The organism is Streptomyces sp. NPDC048566, assembly GCF_043199735.1.
GTDB lineage: Bacteria > Actinomycetota > Actinomycetes > Streptomycetales > Streptomycetaceae > Streptomyces.
In genome coordinates this window covers 290,293-310,424 of the sequence record NZ_JBICWL010000006.1, presented here as the reverse complement: position 1 = coordinate 310,424, position 20,132 = coordinate 290,293, and the positions used below count along the sequence as shown (strand labels likewise).

Below are 20,132 nucleotides of genomic sequence, written 5' to 3'. Positions count from 1 at the left end.
GACGTGCCCAGCCACGAACCGATGGCTGATTGGCGCCCTTTCCGGCCCCGGCCAATGGTTTCACCCTGAAGGAAAACAAGGAAACAAGGAAAACACCGTGCACGGGCAGCGCCGAGGGGGACGTCATGTCCGTACCGCTGTACGTTCCCGTCCTGCCGACCCGGCCGCACGCCACGGCCGCCTACCGTGAGCTGACGCCGGACGTACAGCGCCGGGTCGCTCCCCTGTGGACACTGCCTCCCCGCCCCGGCATGCTGCCGAAGCCGCTGGCCGAACGGATCGGCAAGGACGCCGACGGCGTCACCGCCGCACAGCGCCACGGATCCGCGTGGCTGGACGCGCCCTTCGCCGACGCCACCGAAGCCGCGGTCCTGGCCGAGGCTCTCACCCTCGACTGGTGGGACCACCGCAACCTGCGGCCCGTAACCGGACCCGGACGCCCCGTCGCGCAGCAGTCACTCGCCCTCGCCGTGGCTCGGCGACGCGAGGACGTACTCGGTATCCGCGTGCATCTCCCGGGCGATTGGAACGACGGGACGGCCTCGGACGTCCGCGCGTTACTGGACCGGCTTCCCGCGAACCACCCGGCCGCCCTCTTCCTCGACCTCTGCACGGTCCTGCCCGACCGACCCGAAGCCGCCAAGGAGGCGCTGCGAGCCCTGGACTCCCTGATCCCGCTCAGCTCGTGGCACACCGTGACCGTGGTGGTGGGCGGCTTCCCCGAACCGCCGGCCGACTTCCGGGAAGGCGTCCCGTACGAGGCCCCGCGTACCGACTGGGAAACCTGGCACGAGATCCAGCACGGCGAACGCCCGTACCTCCCCCGACTCCGCTACGGCGACTACGGCATCCACCCCGCCACGTACGTCACCCAGACCCCGCCCGCGCGCGGCGGCGGCCCGCCGTGGGGCATCCTCCGCTACACCACCGCCCGCTCCTACCACCTGTCCAAGGTGCCGCACGGCAGGCAGTACGACGACGCCAACCGGGAGGCCGCGCGCTGCCTCACCAGGCTCGCGGACTTCCGGGGCGCGGAGGCGGGAACAGGAGAGAGGTGGTTGCGCGACCGGACCGAAGGCTCAGTCAGTACGGGCAACCACTCGACGTGGAACAAGGTGGGCAACATCCAGCACATGAGTTTCGTGTTGCGGAGCCTGGGCTTGTGAGTGTTCCCGAGCTGAGTCGGACCGGGCCCGAGACTGCCAAGCCCTACGCTTCGGGGAACGTCTGCTGACCGGGCATGGGTGCGTAACGACGCTGCCTGCGCAAGCGGTTGGCGAGCGCCTTGTCGTACCCCTGAGCGTGGTTGCGCTGGTGCCGCTCCTTGACCGTCTCCCGCAGTGGGCCCGTGGCCCTCTCGACGGCGAGGACTACGGACATTTTGTCCTCCTCGGCCCGTTGCGCACCGATTGCCGCGAGTTCCTCGATCGTTGTGCCGACGGTGCCCACCAATCCATTCTTGATGAGCGTGGTGAACTCGGTGTTCGTCAGATACCGGTCGATCTGGGGGTACCCGAGCAGCCGTCCGCCATTGGGGCCCCGCGTGACGTCGTCTTCCAGTAGAAGCCGCACGTACGGTACGGGCAGATACATGCCGGGCGAGGGGCCTGGGCCGATGGTTTCCGTCAGGGGCCAGTAGGAGAGCTTCACAAAGCACGGATCAGGGCCGAGCCGCCATTCGTGGGGGAGGCCCGCTGGGCGGCTGAGGGCTGCCACGCGCTCCAGTCGGTCCAGCTGACTCAGCAGTTTCTTGTCGACGCGAATCCAGCGATTTCCGGCCTCTTGCGGTAGGCGCTTGTACTGCACCAGCACAAAGCTTTGCGTCGGCTCGTGGTAGAAGATCAGGTCGGTGCCGAGGCGGGTTTCGACCGGTGATGCGTTGACGTTCGCGATTTCGATTCGGCGGCCGAGGTGTTCGAAGACTTGGATATCGCATCGAAAGGCGGAGCCGAGAGAGCCGCCGACATATGGAGGTCCCATGGACTGGAAGACGTCGTCCCCGTCGAAGAAGTGATGCATGTCGTAGTCGAGTAGCGACGGTTCATAGGGTTCGGCGATCAGACCGGCCAGAGCCGGCGCGTGGCGATCGGTCGGACGGCGCCACGCGGCAAGTCGGGCAGGCGGAATCCCCACGGTTGCCATAGCCAGCCGGGCAGCTTCGAGTTGCTCCTGCCAAGAGGCGTCCTCGGCCCGACCCAGCGGATCAAGGCGTTCTGGCTCGGCGGCCTCACCCAGAAAGTGGAGCAGTTGGCGCAGCTTCTCATGGTGCTGGGCGAGGGCCGAGAGGAGAGCTTCGGACGCAACGTCGTCGAGGATGGTGAATTCCCGGCCCGAAGCGGCAACGATCACGTTGCGGACATCAAGGGGCAATTTCGCTTCGATGGCCTGTAACGAGACCGAGACGGGGCACTCTCGTAGCAGTTCCACGTTGACCCGGGAGTCGACTGCGGCCACCTTCTCTCCGCGTGGCTGTCGTACGACCCCCAGCCAAACCAGCGGAGCCTGCCCGGCCACGGACGACCGTCTGACGAGCAGAGTGATCTGCGGCTCGGAACCATTCGGCAAGGACTCGGCGGCGACAGTCTTGGTGATGGACCGCTTCAGCCGTAAGTCCATGTCAATACGGTCAAGTTCCTTCTCGCTGAGCGCTATGACGTAAACTATGCACGGAGAGTACGCGAGTCATCGCGGCATCCCGAGGGCGGGCAAGCGGCTGCTGAGGGGGACAGCCCGTCTCCGCCCACACAGTCTTCCCGGGGCCCATCGCCCGGGGCTCGATGCCCCACCGGTCGGCCAGAGTGGCTACGAGCATCAGCCCACGACCGGTCTCGGCGTCACCGGGAGCCTCGCGCGGGGAGAGCGGTGGCACGCGCTCCGCACGCGTGTCGGAGACCTCCACGCACAGCGTCTCGCCGGTAGCGACGAGTCGCACCTCGAAGTCGCGTCCTTGTACGTGCCCGTGGCGCACGGCGTTGGCGGCCAGCTCCGCCGTGATGAGGGTCAGCGTCTCGTTGGCGGTGGACGTATGAGGATGGCCCCACGCGTCGAGCCGGTCCGCGACCAGGCGGCGGGCGAGGCGGGCGCCGCGTGGAGTGGAGCTGAAGCGCATCGTGAACTCGGCGGTCGTGGCGTTCACTTCTGCCGCGTCAGGTGTTGCGGCCGCCGTCACGGAGGTGGGCGAGTGCTTCCTGTTCATGGCGCCTACGCTGCCGGGCGCACGCGGCCGTGCCCAGGGCCGACGCGCACACAGCGAGCCGTCGTAGGCGACGGTGTGTGGCGTGTAGGCGGCGGTGTGCGGCAGGTCCCTGGACCTACTCCCCGTACTCCCGCAGCAACTTGTTGAGGTTGCGGATCTTGTCCACGTCGTCCTTCGGCAGGGGATCGCTGCTGTTGAAGTGCATGACGTTGTTGCGGATCCTGCGGATCTCCTCAAGCCGGTCGATGAACACCTTGCGGTCGAGTGGCCATCCCAGTTGCTGCCACAGGTCGGGGTTCTCCAGTACGCGTTTGTAGTCGCCGACGCTCATGTCTCCGAAGGAGGTGATGCGTTCTCCCTTCGGGTCGCAGAGTTTTGTGACCTCGGGCAGGGTGAAGGCGCCCGCGATGACCTGCCGCAGCCTGCGGTCCATCTCCCCGATCAGGAGGAAGTGTCCGGCCAGATCGCCGTAGGCCTGGGCCACGTCGGCGGCGGTGACGATACCGGCGATGGCGTTCCGCTGGTCACGGACGAGGACGAAGTCGTGTTCGGCCAGTGTGGGAAGGACATCGATCAGGTCGTGGTCGTAGCGCACGTCCCGGGCGTCCACGATGGCCTGGGAGAGATGGGCGCCGGGGTCGGCGTGCCGGGCACGCGCTATCGACTTCCACGAGACGGATCCCCGCAGGTTGTGCGGACCGGCTAGGACGGGGAGCTGTGAGAAGTCGTGGAGCACCATCAGTGTGATGACCTCCTCAAAGGTGGCGGTCGGCTTCACGCTGACGACACCGCCGAGGGCGGAGGGCAGGGTGCCTACGGTGAGCCCGGTCTCGCGTGACTCCTGTTCTTCGGACGTGCCGACCGACGCTGTGAGGGGCGCTGAAGCCCCGGCGAGAGGAATGTCCTCCGCGTCCTCTTCCGCAGCCTTGACCAGCTGGACCGTGGCGGTCAGGGGGACCTTGTCGAACTCGGGCGAGGTGATGAGGCTGTGGTTGGCGAGGTCGGCCTCGATCTGTTCATTGACCAGTCCCCGGCCGGTCGCACCCCACCAGGCCAGCAGCTCCTGCACGGTGAGGGTGAACGGGCTGCCTGCCTCGGCCGACTCACGTGCCTTCTTCAGTCGGGCATGGCGTTCGCTGGGCGACAGCGACGTCTGTCGCTCCTCCTCCGGTTCCGTGGGCTCGGTTTCCTCGGCGGCCCGGTCCAGCAGCTCCTGGCGCAACTGCGTCAGGAATGTGCCGTCGTCCACCTGCCACGCCTGCCATCCGTCGAACGTCCCGTACCCGACAGCGACCATGGCCGCCTTGGAGGGCGAGCGGAACTCCTCCCCGTCCGCCAGCCGGATCCATCCCCGGGGCGTGACCGTGGCGTCGTGCGACTCGCCCATCCGGGGCCGTACGAACTTCAGGTGCTCGCCTTCTGTGAGTAGCCCGGCGCTGAGGAGGTCGGTGAGTGTCACCCGTCGTCCGTCCAGGAGGTAGCGGGCGCGGGACTGCGTCTCTGCGGGGTCGGCGGTGGAATCAGTCATGGCACCTGCGCCTTTGGCGGTGGGGGAGGGACGGGAGTGTCTGCTTCAGAGGTGGCGCCCGATGTGGGCGATGCGGATGGCCTTCTCGTCGTGAACGAGCCGGAAGTAGATGCGGCCGGCGCCTCGGTTGAGGTTTCCGTGCAACTGGAAACACTCGTCCTTGCCGTTGTCCTCCCACATCCGGTCCTTGCGGGCGTTCTCGTGCTCGCCTCTGATGTTCGGGGCCTCCCAGTGCGGCCCGGTGGGGGAAGCCGGGTCCCACTGGGCTGCGGTGGCCTCAAGCTGTCGCAGCAACTGGCGGGCTCCCTTGAACCACCGCGGGTCGAGGTTTTCCAGATCGTCCTTCACCCGGTCGAGAAATTGGAGGTGGGGGAAGAAGTCCGCTCGTCCCGCCCAGAGTTCGGCTCCACTGGAGACGCGGTCCAGTCCTTCCCTGAGGATCCACTCCTCGTGTTCGACGAGGTGTGCCTTCCGGGAGGTGTGCCGGACCTGGTCCGTGTACTCGTCGGCGACGACGTCTCCGGGCTCGGGGCCCTCAGACAGCTCCTCGATGTCCAGATCCAGCCAGGCGGTGTCCCACTCCGGGGCCAGCGGGAGGCTGAGGGCGAGTCCGTCCGCCATCAAGGCCGCGCGAAGTCCATGGACGTCGACTCCCTTGAAGCGGTGCCATATGTCGTCCCGCTCCTCCGTCGCCGCCGCGTGCAGAGCGGCTGTGAAGGTGACACATCGGTCGCGCATCCGCTGGAAGTAGAGAGCTTCTTCCTTGTTGCGGGCGTCGTTGCGCCATTGCGCGTAGTAATAACCTCGCGCGAGTTCCGTCTCGTCGAACGGATTCTGCGTAGCGATGCTGATGCCGCGCAGACGCTGTAACCGCCTCAGCACGCCCACGAAGGCGCGCATGCCCTCCGAGACTTCGTCCGCTCCGCAATCGGACGCACAGGACTGTTCGTTGAGAAACACGTGCAGCGGCACGCCCCACCCCATTCTCGTTCCGCACCGATCACCCCGACCCCCCGGGGCGCTTCAATGACTCCGTGCTGCAAATCAGTCGAGCAGTTGGTCGAGGGAGTTCTCCCACTCGTCGAAGAAGCCCTCGGGCCACTCGGAGAGCCGCCCGTCCGGCCCGATCACCGGGCTGACGACCTCAGAGGTCTGATCCTTGCGACGGAAGTAGTGCACGGCGGTCGCGTCGGCGCTCAGCAGCTCCTGCTTGACCCGTAGCCGCAGACCGTTGAGTACGTGGTCGCTGTGCGTCTCCATCACGATCTGCGCCCCGCTCGCCGCCGCCGCGCTCGCCAGGTACGCCATCCAGGTCTGCCCCTGCGGATGCAGGTGCGCCTCCGGGTTCTCCAGCAGGATCAGCGTCCCTGGCTTGGCCGACAGACAGGCCACGACGATTGGCAGGACGTACGTGAGTCCGAACCCGACGTTGGTGGGACGGAAGCTGTTGGAGGCCAACGCACCGGAGCCGAATCGATAGCTGAGGCGGACGGCATCCGTGCCGGCGATGTCCTCCGCCTTGAGTGTCACCCCCGGGCAGAGCTTCTGCATCCAAGCTTGGGTCTGCCCGAGGAGACTGTTGGAGGAGACGTCCGAGAGGATGAGCGGGTCTGCCGCGACTGGTTCGTCCTGGTGAATGCGAAGGTAGTTGACGGTGTGCTCGCCGTGTGCGCCGAGGAATCCGCGCGTGGTGACGGCGTGGTGCGAACGGGGGTAACTGACCTGCGGGGAGACCCGGTCCGCCTTGAGGTACTGGAAGCCCGGCCCGAACAACGTCGGCAGCAGCGCCGCCGGCTCGACGAACGCCTCCGCCATCTCCCCGTCCACCTGCTGAAGCAGTTTCAGGTGGTCGGCCTCACGCTCGTAGAGCGCCGTCCACTGTTCCGATCCTCCGTCCCCCTGTACGGCGAACGCGATGTGCGGCCCCGTGTCGTCGTACGACTCGTGCCGTACGTCCTGCCCGGTACCGAGCTGGACCAGCTCCTCGTTGAGGAGCAGGCCGGCCTCACGGTCACCCACGGGGGCGAGGTCTCCCGACTCGTACGACTGCCGCAGCAGGGCCAGAGACTGGAGCACGGAGCTCTTGCCGGAGGAGTTGAGCCCGGTCAGCAGGGTGAAGGGGGCCAGACGGAGTTCCTGGTGGGCGAACGCCTTGAAGTTGGTGAGAGTGAGCGACTCAAGCATTCGGGGACTCCAACACCTCGCGGAACAGCTCTTTCATGGACTGGAAGCGGTAGTTGATCTTGTTGGCATCACCGGTGCCTGAGGAGATGGCGTCGTAGAAGGCAGGGTCGTCCATCAGTTTCTGGAACTTCTCCTGGAGGACCGGTGCCCGCTCGCACAGGATCTCGATCTCCTTGGAGGTGCACCGCTCCACGATCACCGCTTGCGTCTCGAACAGTGCCTTGTTGATGGGATACCGGCGGCTGACTCCGCTGAACTGTTTGCGGAACGCCTGGTCTCCGAAGATCCGTCTGCAGTCCACCATCGTGAGGTAGAAACGCCGCTCCAGCCCTGTCAGCACGTCAATCGGCAGGGCGTTGATGCGGTGCATGGCTTTGCGGAGGAAGCCGTCGAAGTCCTGCGTCACGTACCGCTCGGGCGGTGTCATCGCGAACGCGAGGAAGCGCAGACACAGTTCCCGCTCTGCCATGCGGGCGGGGGAGACGCTGCGTACCGTCGCCGACAAGAAGAACTCGCTCTCCGCCAGTGTGGCCAGCAGCCTGCGCGCGGAACCGGGGATCAGCGCGTGTCGCAGTTCCTGCCGGGTGAGCGGCTGGCCGCCGGTGTTGATCCGCGCGAAGATGTTGAACTTGGCCTCTTCGGGGGTTCCCCGCCGGATCACCAACACCGAGAGCTCGGTTTCCAGGATGCGGGTCTGCATCCGACCGGGCAGGTCCTCAAAGCGGCTGCCGTCGAACTGGGTGAGGTACTCCAAGCCCCCCAGTCGAAGCGGCTCCAGACCGGAGACGTCGGGCTTGACGAATCTGACGATGGTGGTGAGCCGTTGCACTCCGTCGACCACGGACCAGGACTCGTCGTCCTCCTCTGCCACGTAGAGCGTGGGCAGTGCGATACGTAGCAGGAGCGACTCGATCAGTCGGCTCTGCGCCCTCTCGTTCCAGATACCGGACTTCCGCTGGAAGTCGGGTTGGAGGTCGATCAGGCCCCGCTTCAGCCGCTGGATGACGAGGTCGACCGTCGGGTTGCGGGGATGGACCTCGATGAGCTCCGGATCGAAGGGCGTCCGCCCGGATTCACCGATGTCCTCGGCTTCGATACCGGTACTGCGTCCGGTGTCGGTGAACTCGACCGGTGGCTCGTCCGCCTGGGGTGCCGTTTGCTTGACGGACGGAACGTCCGGCGACTGTTCCGGCCCTGGCACGGGAGCGCTGCCGACCAAGATGTGCCCCTCCGCATACGTAGAACCGCCCACGAATCGAACGTGTCCGTACAGTAGCTGATCGACTACGGCCAGCGCCCCGCGTGCCGCCCGGACGGTGCCGAGTCGGGCGGGTGACCGGGCAGTCCACTCGGAGAGCTACTCGGCATCGTGGGAAGTGGCCTCGGATCCAGTCGGTTCCTTGGACGTCGGGTCCGTCCTCTCGCCCTGCCCGCCCGCCTCGATGGCCACGTGGCGCCGCCGCTGCAGCTCATCGCGTTCCACGTCAGGGATCGTCATCGACTCGGCGAGCACGGCGGCGAGCGCGTTCACTTGAGTGGCGTCCATGTCTGCCTGGAAGAGCCACCGGATGTTCTCGTCGCGTGTGATGAGGTCGATCGCCAAGCGCGCGTTCTTGTCCTGGGTGGTCGCTGTCCGGACGTATCGCACTTGGTCGATCGGGATGACTTGACGGATCTCGCCTTGTTCAAGGAACGCGTTCGACTTGGCCGTGATGATGCGGCGATCTGTGGCAGCGACCAGTGTCTTCGCCGCCATCTTGTCCCTCCCGGCGGTCAGCTTCTCCTTCGCTCCGCCGAAGATCGCGGAAATGGGACCGAGAGCATCGAGCTGATCGGGGAAGCCGAGGACGCGCAGGGTCTCACCGTCCTCGAGGAACCACCGCAGGATGCGAAGGTGCGGCTCGAGATCCAGCGATGTGGGTGCGCAGACGACGCCCGGAGCCTCCAGCGGAGGGGCCGGCGGATGGAGAGCATCGGCAAGAGGCTCGATTGCCTCCAGAAGACGGGCGGAGGCTTGGCGGGCTGCGATCGACTCCTTCCGCTTCCCTGGCAGTGGCAGTGTGTCGCGTCCGGGGAGCTCGGCGATGATGCGCAGCTCCCGCGTCAGCGAGTCGGCGAGGCTCGTCGCCTCGGTGAGAGCGGAGTCGAGCTCCGCGCGAGTGTCGCGCGCGATGACCTCGACGAGCCGTGCCTCGTCAGCGTCTTCGCGTCCAGCGGCTCTCGCCCTGCCGGCGCGGAGTGCCTGATACCCGGTCCATGCCTTGAGGGAGGACAGCAGGGCGTTGGCGTCGAAGACGATCGCCTCCGCGTTTATCTGGAGATACTCGCGGCGGCGACTCGCGTCGGCCCGATCGATCTGCTTGACGTGGCCACGGACGTTCAGCCGGTACAGGTCGAGCTGTTTACGCAGCGCCGCTTCGCTACCCGCGACGTTGTCCCACAAGGAGGCGGGGACCGATTCGATTTCCCGCGCTTGGTCGACCGCGCGATCGATGGTGGCGACGAGCCCCGTCAGTTCGGTCCACTGCTCGTTGCGGATGGCTGTGAGTACCTGGCTCGTCAGCGCGATGTTAGTCCTGACAAGGTCCGTGACCTCATTCAGCTGCATCTGAAGGCCGACCATGGCCAGCGCCGGCCCGATCGAGGCGGCGGACTGTGCCTTGCGTACCGAAGTCACGGCCTCGAGGCGGGCCGCGTGCACGATGCGGACCCGACCACCACTGCGGAGGAGCACCGCTCCGAGATTCGCACCGTCCTTGACGGCGAGCGTTGCACCGGCATTCAGCCAGGCCTGTGTCGCGGCGCCGAGTCTGTAGAGCCCCTGCACGCTGGCGAATGCGTTTCCGAGATTGCCGGCCACGGTCGCCGTGTTCCCGATCGCGGCCAGGACCGTGGAGATCTGCTTACGGTCGGCGGCCGACACGATCCCGAAGTCGAGTAGATCGGGCTTCAGTTCCGCCGGAACCTCAGTGCCGCAGACGACAGCAATACCTGGCAGCACCTCCACCAGGACCGTCGATGCCGTCGCTGAGTCGACGTCCGAGTCGGGTGTCGGATCGTCCACGACAGGCGAGTCGGCGGTATCGCTCCGGCCGTTCTCCTCAGGCTCGGCGATCTCCATCGAGTCCGATGAGTCCGAAGGATTCTGCATGCCCTGTCCTCCCCCAAAAGCGCGCGACGGCCGGACCTCTTCGGCGTTCGCCGCCGAAGTCTACGGTTCGACGCCCGGTCGTCGACCCCGAATCCACCAGGTGGAGCGGGCAGCCGTCCGGAGGACCTGGCTTGTTCCTCTGGGTGTCGTTGTCCAAGCCGAGTTGCGGTTGGACAGCGGCGACAACATCGCGTTTTACGCGATGGTCTGGCGCACTCTCAGTTAGTCGGCGGTGTACGGGTCCAACGCCCACGACGTCATCAACGCGGCCAGGCGTGCCTCTCTAACCCGCGTTGACGGGTCGCCTGGGCTGAGGCCAGAGACGGCAGCTGTCGAGGGGCAGTCGGGCGGCCCAGTGGCCGACGGTCCGCCCAGCTCGGCACCGGGGCGCGGGATTCCGCGACGCGGCGGTGCGCGATGTTCTTGAAAGCCCTTGGTGTAACCACCGACCCAACCAAACCCGGCCTGTTCGCCAACCAGCTAGGGCGCCACTCGTTCGAGTGATGGGAGGGTCGGCTGGTCGGGTGGGTGGGGTACGGTCGCCGCACACAATCACAGACAGAGGACGGCCCCCGGCAGGACGGCAATCCCGGCGAGGGCCTGACCAACCAGGAAGATGAGAGCTTCCCGATGGCTGACCCGCAGTCTAACGCGGCTGTGTCCGCGTACCCGTCGTCTGAGCGGCAGTCGCCGCCCGCGCCTCCAGCCTTCCCGCCGGACGCGCCCCGCGCCGGAGTCCTCCACGTACGGCACCGCCACACCGAGCGCTACACCGTCGTCGGCAACCACCTCGCCCAGCACCCCCGCCTCTCCGCGACGGCGATCGGTATCGGCGTCCACATCCAGTCCCTGCCGGATGGCGCCTCGGTCACCATCAAGGCGCTGACCCTGCGCTTCCGCGAGGGCGAGGTGACGATTGGCAGGGCGTTGAGGGAGCTGGAGGAGGCCGGGTATCTCGTTCGGCGGCGGGTGCCGCTCGGGGGTGGCCGGATCGCCACGCGTACGTTCTTTCTCGATCTTCCGGGGGTTGTTTCACGCGCCTCGGTGCAGGGCGGCGACTTGGGCGCCGTTGCCACTGCGGCGGCCGGGCCTGCGCCCCAGGCTCTGTCTGCGCCGGAGCCGGTGGCTGTTCCGGCGGCGGTGGAGGTCTCGGTGGCGGCTTCCGTACGTACGAGGCGTGCTGCCGCGGAACCCGTCACCCTGCCCACCGGTCCGGCGGCTGACCTGCTCGCGCGTCTACGACTCGCTGACACCCGCCCCTTGCTGTCCGAACGGGACGTCCAGCGGCTCTTGCCCGCCGTCGAGACCTGGCTCGCCCGTGCCGCGACGCCGGACCAGATCGCCCGAACGCTGACCACGGGCCTGCCTTCCGAGGCTGTTCCTATCCGCCACCCGGCGAGCTTCGTCGAATACCGCCTGACGACCCTTCGTCCGCCGCCCTTGCCGACGGCGCCTCTCCGTACGGCGACGGCGTCGACGCCCGCAGCACAGCGGGCGCCGCTGGTCACCTGCGACGGCTGCGAACGCGCGATCCGTACGCATGATCCGCGCGCAGTGTGCCGAGAGTGCAGGGAACGCCATGACCGCCGTAAGGCCGGAGCGGTCCACTCGGCCGCCTGAACGCGTGTGCGGGTGAACTTTCGAGGTTCGGCGGCGTGGTCAGCGTGTGCTTTCTACGGTGTCTGTTGGTCGGTAAGGGCGGTGGAGGTGAGCGGGCGGGTGGGCGAACTGGCAGGGGAGCCGGACGGAACCGCGGCTGCGGGCATGGGCTCGGACGTCGGGACGGAGTCTCCGAGGCCACCCGAGCCGGACTCGGGCATCCTCCGGGTGTTCGGACGGCAGTTGAAACGCTTCCGGCTGCGGGCGAGGTTGGAACGGGCCGAGTTCGGTGCGCGGACCGGCTACTCGGCGTCCACGATCGCGGCGTTCGAGCAGGGGAGGCGATTACCGCCTCCTCGGTTCATCGACGTGGCGGACGGGCTGCTGGACGCGGGCGGGGTCCTCCAGGAGATGAAGGAGGAGGTGGCGCGAGCCCAGTATCCGGCGTTCTTTCGGGATGCGGCTCGTTTGGAGGCGGAGGCGGTCGAGCTGCATGTCTACGACACACACTTGATCAACGGGCTTTTGCAGACGCAGGAGTACGCGCGTGCCGTGTTCGCGATGCGCCGACCACTCTTGGATGAGGAGACGATCGAACAGAGGGTGGCCGCTCGGATCGTCAGGCAAAAGATCTTCTCGCGATGGCCAGCACCGCTGATGAGCTTCGTTATCGAGGAGGCTGTGCTGCGCCGCCCCATCGGTGGCGCTGAGGTTTATCGCGGGCAACTGGAGCAGACCATACTCACCGGGCAGAACCGCAACGTCGAGATCCAAGTCATGCCCTTGCAGCGGGAGGACCACGCGGGACTCGCAGGTCCCTTCACCCTGATCGAGACCAAGGCGGGGCAGAGGATCGCATACGCAGAGGTTCAGAAAAGTAGCCACCTCTACACCGAGCGGACACCCGTTCGGGAGCTTGAGGCGCAGTATGGGATTATCCGGGCTCAGGCTCTCACTCCACGAGAGTCGATGGCTTTCATTGAGGGACTGCTGGGGGAGCTATGAAGGGCGCAACGGAACTGACCTGGGTCAAGAGCACCTACAGCAGCGGTGAGGGTGGCCAGTGCGTCGAGGTCGCCACATGCCCCCACACGGTCCATGTGCGGGACTCCAAGGACACCGCTCGCCCGGGGCTGGTTGTTGGCGCAGGCGCCTGGGCGGCGTTCGTCGGGTACACGGTGGATCAGGCCGTCTGATCTGGTCGGCAGGCTTCTGGACGGCTCAGCGGCGGCTCGAATTCGGGGCAGACCCTTCGGACCACTGGCCGAGTTCGTGGACGAAATCCTTGTAGGAGCGGTTGGTACCGGTCGGGCCCGAGGCCAGTAGGCCAAGCGATCGGGCCTGCTCGGCGACCTTGGGCCCGTCGCTCTCGCGGAATGCCGGGGAACCGAGTCTGCGCTTCAGGTCTTCCTTGGGGCTCTTGATGGTTCCGGTGTCGCGGCCTTGGAGCTGCGCGGGAACCTTCCAGTTGGGCCGGACGGCCGGGAAGGCGTCCGGGAAGAGTAAGAGCCATGCCTCCGACTCCCAAGCGGCAAGCGCCAACGCCGAGTTGCAGGGACTCTCGCGGGAGAGCGCTCCGGCGACGTTCGTGCGAACACGGGTGTACTCGGCGTCTGTGTAGCCGTCCAGGTCTTCGTGGATTACCAGGCCGACGAGTGGGCCCTTCGCCCGGAGCGCGCGACCCTTCGCCTTGCCGATGATGGTGCGGACGCGGGCCGCAAGGTCGGGCCCGGTAGCCGTCTTGAGGCGGGTTTTGTCGCTGATCTCGACCAGGCGGGCGTTGCCCAGATCTGGATGGTGCTGCTTGATGATCTCGGCGACGATCCGGCAGTCGTTGGAGTCCTCGCCGGCCAGCACGATGACGCCGCGCCCGTGCGGTCCTCTACTCCCGGCCACTACAGCTCCTCTCCCGTCAGGTCACCGCCGAGAACACCGGAGAACCACAGTTCGCCGAGTGGCAGGTCCCCGCTCTCCTCGACGATCGCACTCACCTCGTCCGTGCTGATCGCGGGGATGAGCGAGGCGCCCTCGTCGTCCCGCTCGCAGATCACGATCTCCTCGGGCAGGAGCCGGTCGGTGAGCGCCGGGGAGTGCGTCGCGACGATGAACTGGGTCCGTTCGCTGGCTTCCCTCAGGCGCTCGACGATCAACCTCAGAGCCTGAGGGTGGAGACCGTGGTCGATCTCCTCGATACACGTGAGTGCGGGAGGTGTGGGGTCGTGGAGCAGCGCCAGGAGACCGAGGAGGCGGACGGTCCCGTAAGAGGCGTCGGCGAGTGGGGTGGGCTGCCGCAGCCCGCGCTCCCGCAGGATGACAGTGACCTGATCGGCCCGGCCTCCGACGTGGACGAATTCGATGTCCAGCAGTTGCGGAAGGACAGAACGGGCGTCGTCGACCAGCCGGTTCCAGAGGTCGTCGTCGCCCGTGTGGAGCGCGTACAGGAAGGCGGCCAGGTTGTCCGCGTCGGATGACAGGTCGTCGTAGTCGACGCGGGAAGGACGGCGAGCCGCGTCGACGTTCACGTCGAACACGCGGAACGAGGAGAGTTGGTGCGCCACCCGGGCCACCTCGGTTCCACCCTCGGAACTGGTCAAGCGGGGGAGGGTGGACAGACCGCTGCTGAGTCGCTGGATACCGAACTCGCTGCTGTCCTCAAGACCGCTGCTCGGCCGGGTGTCGACCACTGTGGCGCGCTCGCCCGACACTGTGATGCGGCGGCCTCGCCCCCGCGTCCGCTTGAACTGGAAGCTCTCGCTTCGGGTGAGGCGGTAACGGCCGCTGTCTTTGTTGCTGGGTGCCGAGTAGCGCCGGACCTTGAGGTCGTATTCGTCGGGGGCGTTGGGGCTGGAGTGGGTGGTCCAGGTGGCCTTGAGCCGGATCCGGAGGGTGGTCGGCGGCTTGGGCCCGCCCCAGAACGCGACCTGATCGAACCCGCCCCGGCTTTCGAGTGCGGGTTCAAGGTCGGTGCGGATGATGTCGGCGAGCAGGTCGAAGACCTTGAGGACGTTCGACTTACCGACACCGTTGGCACCGACGAGAACTGTCAGAGGACCTAACGGGATCGTCACGTCCCGCAGACTCCGAAAATTCTCTACGTGCAGTTCGAGCAACTGTCCTGGCATGGACGGAACCTATCGGGAGGCGTGGGGCGGGATGAGGTGCGGCGGGTGTGGCGTCGGCACACGGCGCTGACGATCAGCCATCCACCGGCACCTCACGCCCACCGTCCGCAGGCTCGGGCGGAGTCCACCGGCCTGCGGCGATCTCGGTGTCCAACCGCGCTTGGAAGTGCGCGTGCGCGGCTCGCATCTCGGCCTCTCGGTCCGCCTTGTAGAAGGGGGGCTCGTATCCCTCGGGGGATGGTGTGGTCTCCGGGGATTCGAGGTGAGTGAGGAGGGCCGAGTAGTCCTCCTTGATTTGGTTTACCCCTTGAGCGTGGTAACTCCTGGCAATCTTGCGTCCCCGTGCATCGAAGTACATGTCTGATTCGTATTCATACAACACGGCGTAACGCCCTGTGTAAATCGCCGCGAGTTGGTCAGCCGTGATACCGAGCCATACAGAAACGAGAGCATCCAACTCGACGAGAGCAGCACGGCGTTCGTAGTCGGTACGCAGTGGGGTTCCGTACTCCCAGGAGGGCGTTAGGTTCCTGGCCAGCGGATTGAGGTTCGGCCAGTCATAGGCCCAATCTTCACATCTAGGCCAAGAAGGATGGAAGAGCTCTTGCCAGATTGGAGAGTAGGCGTTAGTTAGTGAATTCAGGCGGAGGGTTCGCACCATGAGAGGGTGTGCAAGGGGGTGGTTACTGTTTGAAGCTGGCATTTTGTATGCCTCGGCGACACGGAGGTGTGATCGACCTGTGATGCGGAGAAGGTAATCCAAGGGTAGTGATGACCAGAATCCACCATTCAGGACAGTTGATCGGTTGTCATGTAGGGCCATTGAATCAACTGCGTCGACATGGGTGGGCCCAGGTGGGATGAGCGCGGCGAATAGGCTGCGCTCATTGCCCAATGGAATCATCACGCGCCAAGCCAGGCGGAAATACTGAGTGTATGGGATTCCATTCCAATGATCTTGGGCCGACACATATTTTGGCGTTTCGCAAGCTTGTACGTAGTTTGTGTGAGGTACGGCCTCCTTTGGGATCGATGTGAGATCCCAAACGGCATAGTCCTTATTGCTCTTGCATGGAATATTGGGCTGCTTGTTGAATGGGGTGGATACGCTGAAGTGTGGCCCCTGGAGTACTACTTGTGAGAGATCGTCCGGTGCAGATGATGCCCAGCGGATATATCCATTCTCCTTGGCGGTTTTCTCGTGATATCCGGCGCTGATTTGCGGATTTTCTCCTCCCAGGCGATTCGGAGTTCCGGCTAGGGCCGCAATTGCGCCCTCCTCGTAAGTTGTGACTGGATAGAGGAGGGCTGCTTGTGAGGTGGGCACCGCTAGATCTCCTGTGAGGCGACTCCATTCGGTCAGTCGACTAGCGTTCACTCTCACGAGCCGAGATCGATGCGGACGCAGGTCCCAATCGCCATTATTCTTTAGACCTGGAATGGCTCCGATCCCATTGTGGCTAAGTGATTCGACGAGCGTTTCGGGAGCATAGAGCCAGGCGGCCTGGAGGAAGTCAACGGGCTTTTTGCGGCCATAGATGTGTACGCCGAATTCGACGTGGTTGTCGACTTCGCTAAATAGGTTTTGTCTCCGCTGGTTGCTGAAATGTGCATGAATGTGCAGGTGCTTATAGGTCGACTCCCGCAAGGGGCCTTCTTTTACTCCGCTGAAGTGGCTGTCCGGATGGATTAGGCCTGCTGTTCCGTCGGTGGCAAGGTGATCCCATACTTTGCACATGAATGCTCGATACAAATCCGGTTGGGTGCCGGACAGTAGTGGATACGTTGATGCGTTACCCAGGAATGCTGCAATCCCGGAGTTCTTTGCCAATTCCTGCAGGAAGAAACCCTTGGTGTCTGGGCTTGTATTAAGTGCCTCCTCCTTCCGGTGTCGCCAATCGGAGACACTTGGCTTTTCGGAAAGAGTGAACCAAGGGTCTAGTTCGGCGAGAACAACATTCTCCTTCCAGCGTGGCTGTACCCAAGGCGGATTCCCCACCTGCAGGTCATACCCACCCTTGGCAAACACCTGCGCGAAGTCCAACTCCCAATGGAAGAACCCCTGCGTCCGCGCCACATCCCCCGCAACCCCCGCCCAGGGGAACCGCAGCTCCAGCTGCTGAAAATGCTCCATGCCCATCAAATCCGGCAGGGCATCCTCATAAGGCTCCAGCTCCGCCAGTGACCCGAACTCCGCCACCAGCGAGTCCGTCGGCACATCCTCCGTGCCAACCAACGCCTCCGCGAACTCCAGCCAGTCGTCCAGCCCCGCCAGCGGAACCACTGCCCGCTTGCGCGTACCCCCGATGGCCTCCTTGCGGCGCCCGGCCCGCCGCCGCTCCACTGACGCCGCCGTCAGTTCACCAGCACCCGTCACCTCACCGAACAGGTCGGTCGTCTCCCAGGACATCAGGACACCCGACTCATCCGCAGCCCGCAGCCCCTCCGCCACAGCACCGGAGGGAAGTTCCTCAGCCCCCCGCTCGTACACCGCCGCCGTACCGTCCAGTAGCCCGGCCTCCTGCACCGGCCAGAACCACAGCGCACACCACGCGTCCATCAGTGTCTTCAGGCGCCAGTACGGAGTGTCCGGAGCCGTCAAATCAGCGACGACCTTGTCCCGCTGCACCGCGACCTCAGGCGACCGCAGCCAGCCGTCCTCCGCGCCCCACACATCGATCCGCCGCGAGATGTCCCGCTCGGAGATCTCCAGGCGCCGTACGACCAGCCCCCACAGGAACTCGACCCTCCGGGCCGCCGCCTGAAGTCGCTCCGCCTGCTTGGCAGTTGGGGTCCGAGTGATCACCTTGCGCCAGTTACCCAGCGCCCGCGCCGCCTCCGGGGCCAGCGCCTTCGCCTCCTTCTCGGCCGCGACCGCGCCCCACTCCTTCGCGGGGAGGAGGAAGTGGTGGACGGCGTTCTCGGTGACCCGCTGCACCGAGCCGCTTCGGGTGGTGCGCTCGGTCACCGTCACCGGGAGGCCGTTCGCCACCTCCGTCAGCGGGAAGCGTTCCGGCGTCGTCCCCAGCCAGGCCGCCTTCTTCAGCTTCTCCGGCGGGTACACCTCACGCCGGCCGCCGATCAGGGAGTTGCCGCGCCGCAGGTGCAGGCCGAACCACGGAGCCTCCATGCCGGGGTGCATGGTGTTGAGCCACAGGGACACCTCTGCCAGCTCCACGGCTGTCTCGTTGAGGTCGACGCCGTAGGAGTTGTGCAGGGCGACGTATGCCTTCGCCTTCTGGAACTCGACCGCGTACTTCTCCGTGTCGATCGGCGTGCCCAGCTCCTCCTGGCGGCGGCGCAGGTACTCGGCCGCGACCTGGTTGATGGCCTCGTTGAGGAACGCTCCCGAGCCGAGCGCCGGCTCGCAGATCTTCCAGTCGAGCAGCTCGCGTGCCTCGGTCGTCGTGCCGTCCTGGTCCAGGCGGTGCTGGAGGGCCAGTTGGACCGTGACCTTGGTCAGGGACTCGGGGGTGTAGTACGAGGCGGAGGTCTGGCGGTCGCGGCCGGACAGGCGGTAGACGAACGAGCCGGGGGTGTAGCGGACGCGGACGTCCTCTCCGGTCTCCTCGTCGCGGCGGTGCACGAACACGTTCCCCGGATAGTCGTCGACCTTCGACTTCGGGATGAGCCAGGAACCGTCCTTCGGGTCGCCGTTCTTCGCGACCTCGTACAGCTCCTCGTCGCCCGCGATGAACCCGCTGTACGACATCAGGCCCTCGTACACGGCCCCGAGCTGGTTGATGCCGAGCTGGGCGTACGAGATGAAACCGCCGCGCTCGCCCTTCTTGCCGCGTGTGATCATCAGCAGGCGCAGCACCTTGTAGAGGGTGGCGTTCCGCAGCCGGGTGTCCAGGACGCCGCCTGAGCCCTCAAGGCCGGCCTCGTCGTCATCGTCGTCGGTGTCGTCGTGGGGGTGCGGGATCGTGCCGAGGCCGATCAGCCGGATCGACTCCGGTTCGAACAGCTTGGAGTGCAGCGGCTCGAAACGCAGGCCCACGTCCTCGCTGGCTTTGGGGGCCGCCTCCACGCCGTCCGCTTCCGCCTCCGCGGGGCCGTGAGTCCGGCGCGAGCGGTAGCCCTCCTGGACCTTGCGGAAGAGCAGGTCCAGTGACTCGTACAGGTACGTGCCCTGCCGTGACTTCTCGTCGACCAGGTCCCGTTCGGCGATCAGTTCGCCGAGGCGGCCGAGGCCGTAGCCTTGCTGGTACTCGGGGTAGTCGGCGGGCAGGATGCCCAGCTCGGGGCGGGCCTCCGCGTAGAGGAGGAACAGCACGCGGTAGAGGTAGCGGAGCGATTCGCGGGTCAACTGCTTGCCGAGGTCGGCCAGTTCGCCGATGTCCTCGGGGCGTACACCCTGCTCGCGCAGCCGGGCGAGGACCTCGCCCGCGATCAGCTCCACGCTCAGCCGCAGACCGTCGCGCAGCTCGCTGGAGACGCCCACCGCGTGCTTGGTGGACTTGCCGACGAGTTCCGCGAGGGGGTTCTCGCCGCCCTCCTCGGGTGTGCGCAGCGAGTCCGCGCCGAACAGGGCGGCGATCGTGTCGAGTTCGCCGCCCGCCTTGGTGTCGTTGCGCTGGAGGGCCGCGTCGAGGGAGACCGCGAGGTAGCGGCCCTCGCCCCACACCATCCGGTCCGCGAGGACGACGACCCCGCCGACCAGCAGCAGCACGTAACGGGGCGCGTCCTCACAGGCGAAGAGGAACGAGGCGAGCTTCGAGCCCGTCGGCACGGTGTTGCGGCCGTCCAGCGGTACCGGGTCCAGGAGGCGGCCGGGGCCCTCCGGGTCGAGGGCGGCGTCCGGTTCGGCGGCCCAGCCGCAGTCGATCGCGACCAGGCCCTTCTCGGCGTGCGCGACCCGGACCTCGTACGGCTGGTCGGCGCGCGTGACCGTCATCGTGCGCGGCTTGGCGTCGTAGCCGAGCGCCCGCAGCACCTCCGCGTTCAGGGCGCGGACCCGCTCGCACCAGGCGGGGGAGTCGTACGTCGCCGAGTCGTCCTCGGTGTCCTGGGCGGCCGCCGTGCCGTCCTCGTCGTCCTCGGGGAGCGCGAAGGAGGAACGGGCCCGGAAGTAGCGGCGGCGCAGCTCACGCAGGCCCGCGCGCGGGGTGACCGGCAGGGCGTCGGCGTCCGGTTCTCCCGGGACCGCTTCGGCCGCTGCGTCGGCTCCCGCCGTGGCCGCCCGCTCGGCCTCCGCCCTCGCCTCGTCCTCGCGCTGCTTCCAGGCGGCCAGCAGGCCCGACTTGAGGTCCTTGGGCAGCACCTCGGCGAGGTAGTGCGCCGAGAAGTAGTCTCCTCGGTTGACCAGGGAGTCGTACGTCATGTCCGGTCTCTTCTCAGGGAATCTCAGGT

At 66.3% G+C, this 20,132-nt stretch carries 14 protein-coding genes; 4 read left to right on the top strand and 10 right to left on the bottom strand.

Annotated features, from left to right (window positions below; genetic code table 11):
* Window positions 1–125: 125 nt before the first annotated feature.
* The gene (locus tag ACGFS9_RS13755; protein WP_393253019.1) at window positions 126–1,166 is read left to right on the top strand and encodes a beta family protein; all 1,041 of its coding nucleotides are present in this window, start codon (window positions 126–128) and stop codon (window positions 1,164–1,166) included.
* A 43-nt stretch (window positions 1,167–1,209) separates the two neighbouring features.
* Here ACGFS9_RS13755 and ACGFS9_RS13750 read toward each other — a convergent pair whose 3' ends face one another.
* The 7 genes from ACGFS9_RS13750 to ACGFS9_RS13720 form a co-directional block, all read right to left on the bottom strand.
* Complete coding sequence (locus ACGFS9_RS13750; protein ID WP_393253017.1) at window positions 1,210–2,616, bottom strand: hypothetical protein; 1,407 nt, start codon at window positions 2,614–2,616, stop codon at window positions 1,210–1,212.
* Between the two features lie 10 nt (window positions 2,617–2,626).
* Complete coding sequence (locus ACGFS9_RS13745; protein ID WP_393253016.1) at window positions 2,627–3,196, bottom strand: ATP-binding protein; 570 nt, start codon at window positions 3,194–3,196, stop codon at window positions 2,627–2,629.
* A 115-nt stretch (window positions 3,197–3,311) separates the two neighbouring features.
* The gene (locus ACGFS9_RS13740; RefSeq protein WP_393253015.1) at window positions 3,312–4,724 is read right to left on the bottom strand and encodes a CBS domain-containing protein; all 1,413 of its coding nucleotides are present in this window, start codon (window positions 4,722–4,724) and stop codon (window positions 3,312–3,314) included.
* A 45-nt stretch (window positions 4,725–4,769) separates the two neighbouring features.
* A complete protein-coding gene (locus tag ACGFS9_RS13735) occupies window positions 4,770–5,624 on the bottom strand; it encodes a hypothetical protein (protein WP_393253014.1) in 855 nt (284 codons plus the stop codon).
* Window positions 5,625–5,768: 144 nt separating this feature from the next.
* A complete protein-coding gene (locus ACGFS9_RS13730; protein WP_393253013.1) occupies window positions 5,769–6,908 on the bottom strand; it encodes a DUF3696 domain-containing protein in 1,140 nt (379 codons plus the stop codon).
* Window positions 6,901–8,127: a DUF262 domain-containing protein gene (locus tag ACGFS9_RS13725; RefSeq protein ID WP_393253011.1), complete on the bottom strand. Its 1,227-nt coding sequence runs from the start codon at window positions 8,125–8,127 to the stop codon at window positions 6,901–6,903. The genes ACGFS9_RS13730 and ACGFS9_RS13725 overlap by 8 nt, the downstream gene beginning before the upstream one ends.
* Window positions 8,128–8,265: 138 nt before the next feature.
* Window positions 8,266–10,059, bottom strand: a complete 1,794-nt coding sequence (locus tag ACGFS9_RS13720) for a hypothetical protein (protein WP_393253009.1) — start codon at window positions 10,057–10,059, stop codon at window positions 8,266–8,268.
* Between the two features lie 630 nt (window positions 10,060–10,689).
* On the opposite strand from ACGFS9_RS13720, the gene ACGFS9_RS13715 reads away from it, so the two are divergent.
* The 3 genes from ACGFS9_RS13715 (at window position 10,690) to ACGFS9_RS13705 (ending at window position 12,854) form a co-directional block, all read left to right on the top strand.
* The gene (locus ACGFS9_RS13715; RefSeq protein ID WP_393253007.1) at window positions 10,690–11,679 is read left to right on the top strand and encodes a hypothetical protein; all 990 of its coding nucleotides are present in this window, start codon (window positions 10,690–10,692) and stop codon (window positions 11,677–11,679) included.
* A gap of 144 nt (window positions 11,680–11,823) precedes the next feature.
* Window positions 11,824–12,663 (top strand): helix-turn-helix domain-containing protein, encoded by an 840-nt coding sequence (locus ACGFS9_RS13710; protein WP_393253083.1) that lies wholly within the window; start codon window positions 11,824–11,826, stop codon window positions 12,661–12,663.
* Entirely contained in the window at window positions 12,660–12,854 is a 195-nt protein-coding gene (locus tag ACGFS9_RS13705; protein WP_393253005.1) for a DUF397 domain-containing protein, read from the top strand. Before ACGFS9_RS13710 ends, ACGFS9_RS13705 begins: the two co-directional genes overlap by 4 nt.
* Before the next feature lie 25 nt (window positions 12,855–12,879).
* Here the strand turns inward: ACGFS9_RS13705 and ACGFS9_RS13700 are convergent, their stop codons facing one another.
* From ACGFS9_RS13700 to ACGFS9_RS13690, 3 genes are all read right to left on the bottom strand, one after another.
* Entirely contained in the window at window positions 12,880–13,554 is a 675-nt protein-coding gene (locus ACGFS9_RS13700) for a hypothetical protein (protein WP_393253003.1), read from the bottom strand.
* Window positions 13,554–14,780: an AAA family ATPase gene (locus tag ACGFS9_RS13695; protein ID WP_393253002.1), complete on the bottom strand. Its 1,227-nt coding sequence runs from the start codon at window positions 14,778–14,780 to the stop codon at window positions 13,554–13,556. The genes ACGFS9_RS13700 and ACGFS9_RS13695 overlap by 1 nt, the downstream gene beginning before the upstream one ends.
* Before the next feature lie 73 nt (window positions 14,781–14,853).
* Window positions 14,854–20,103 carry a class I SAM-dependent DNA methyltransferase gene (locus ACGFS9_RS13690; protein ID WP_393253000.1) on the bottom strand — a complete coding sequence of 1,750 codons (5,250 nt, stop codon included), beginning with the start codon at window positions 20,101–20,103 and terminating at the stop codon, window positions 14,854–14,856.
* Window positions 20,104–20,132: the final 29 nt, after the last annotated feature.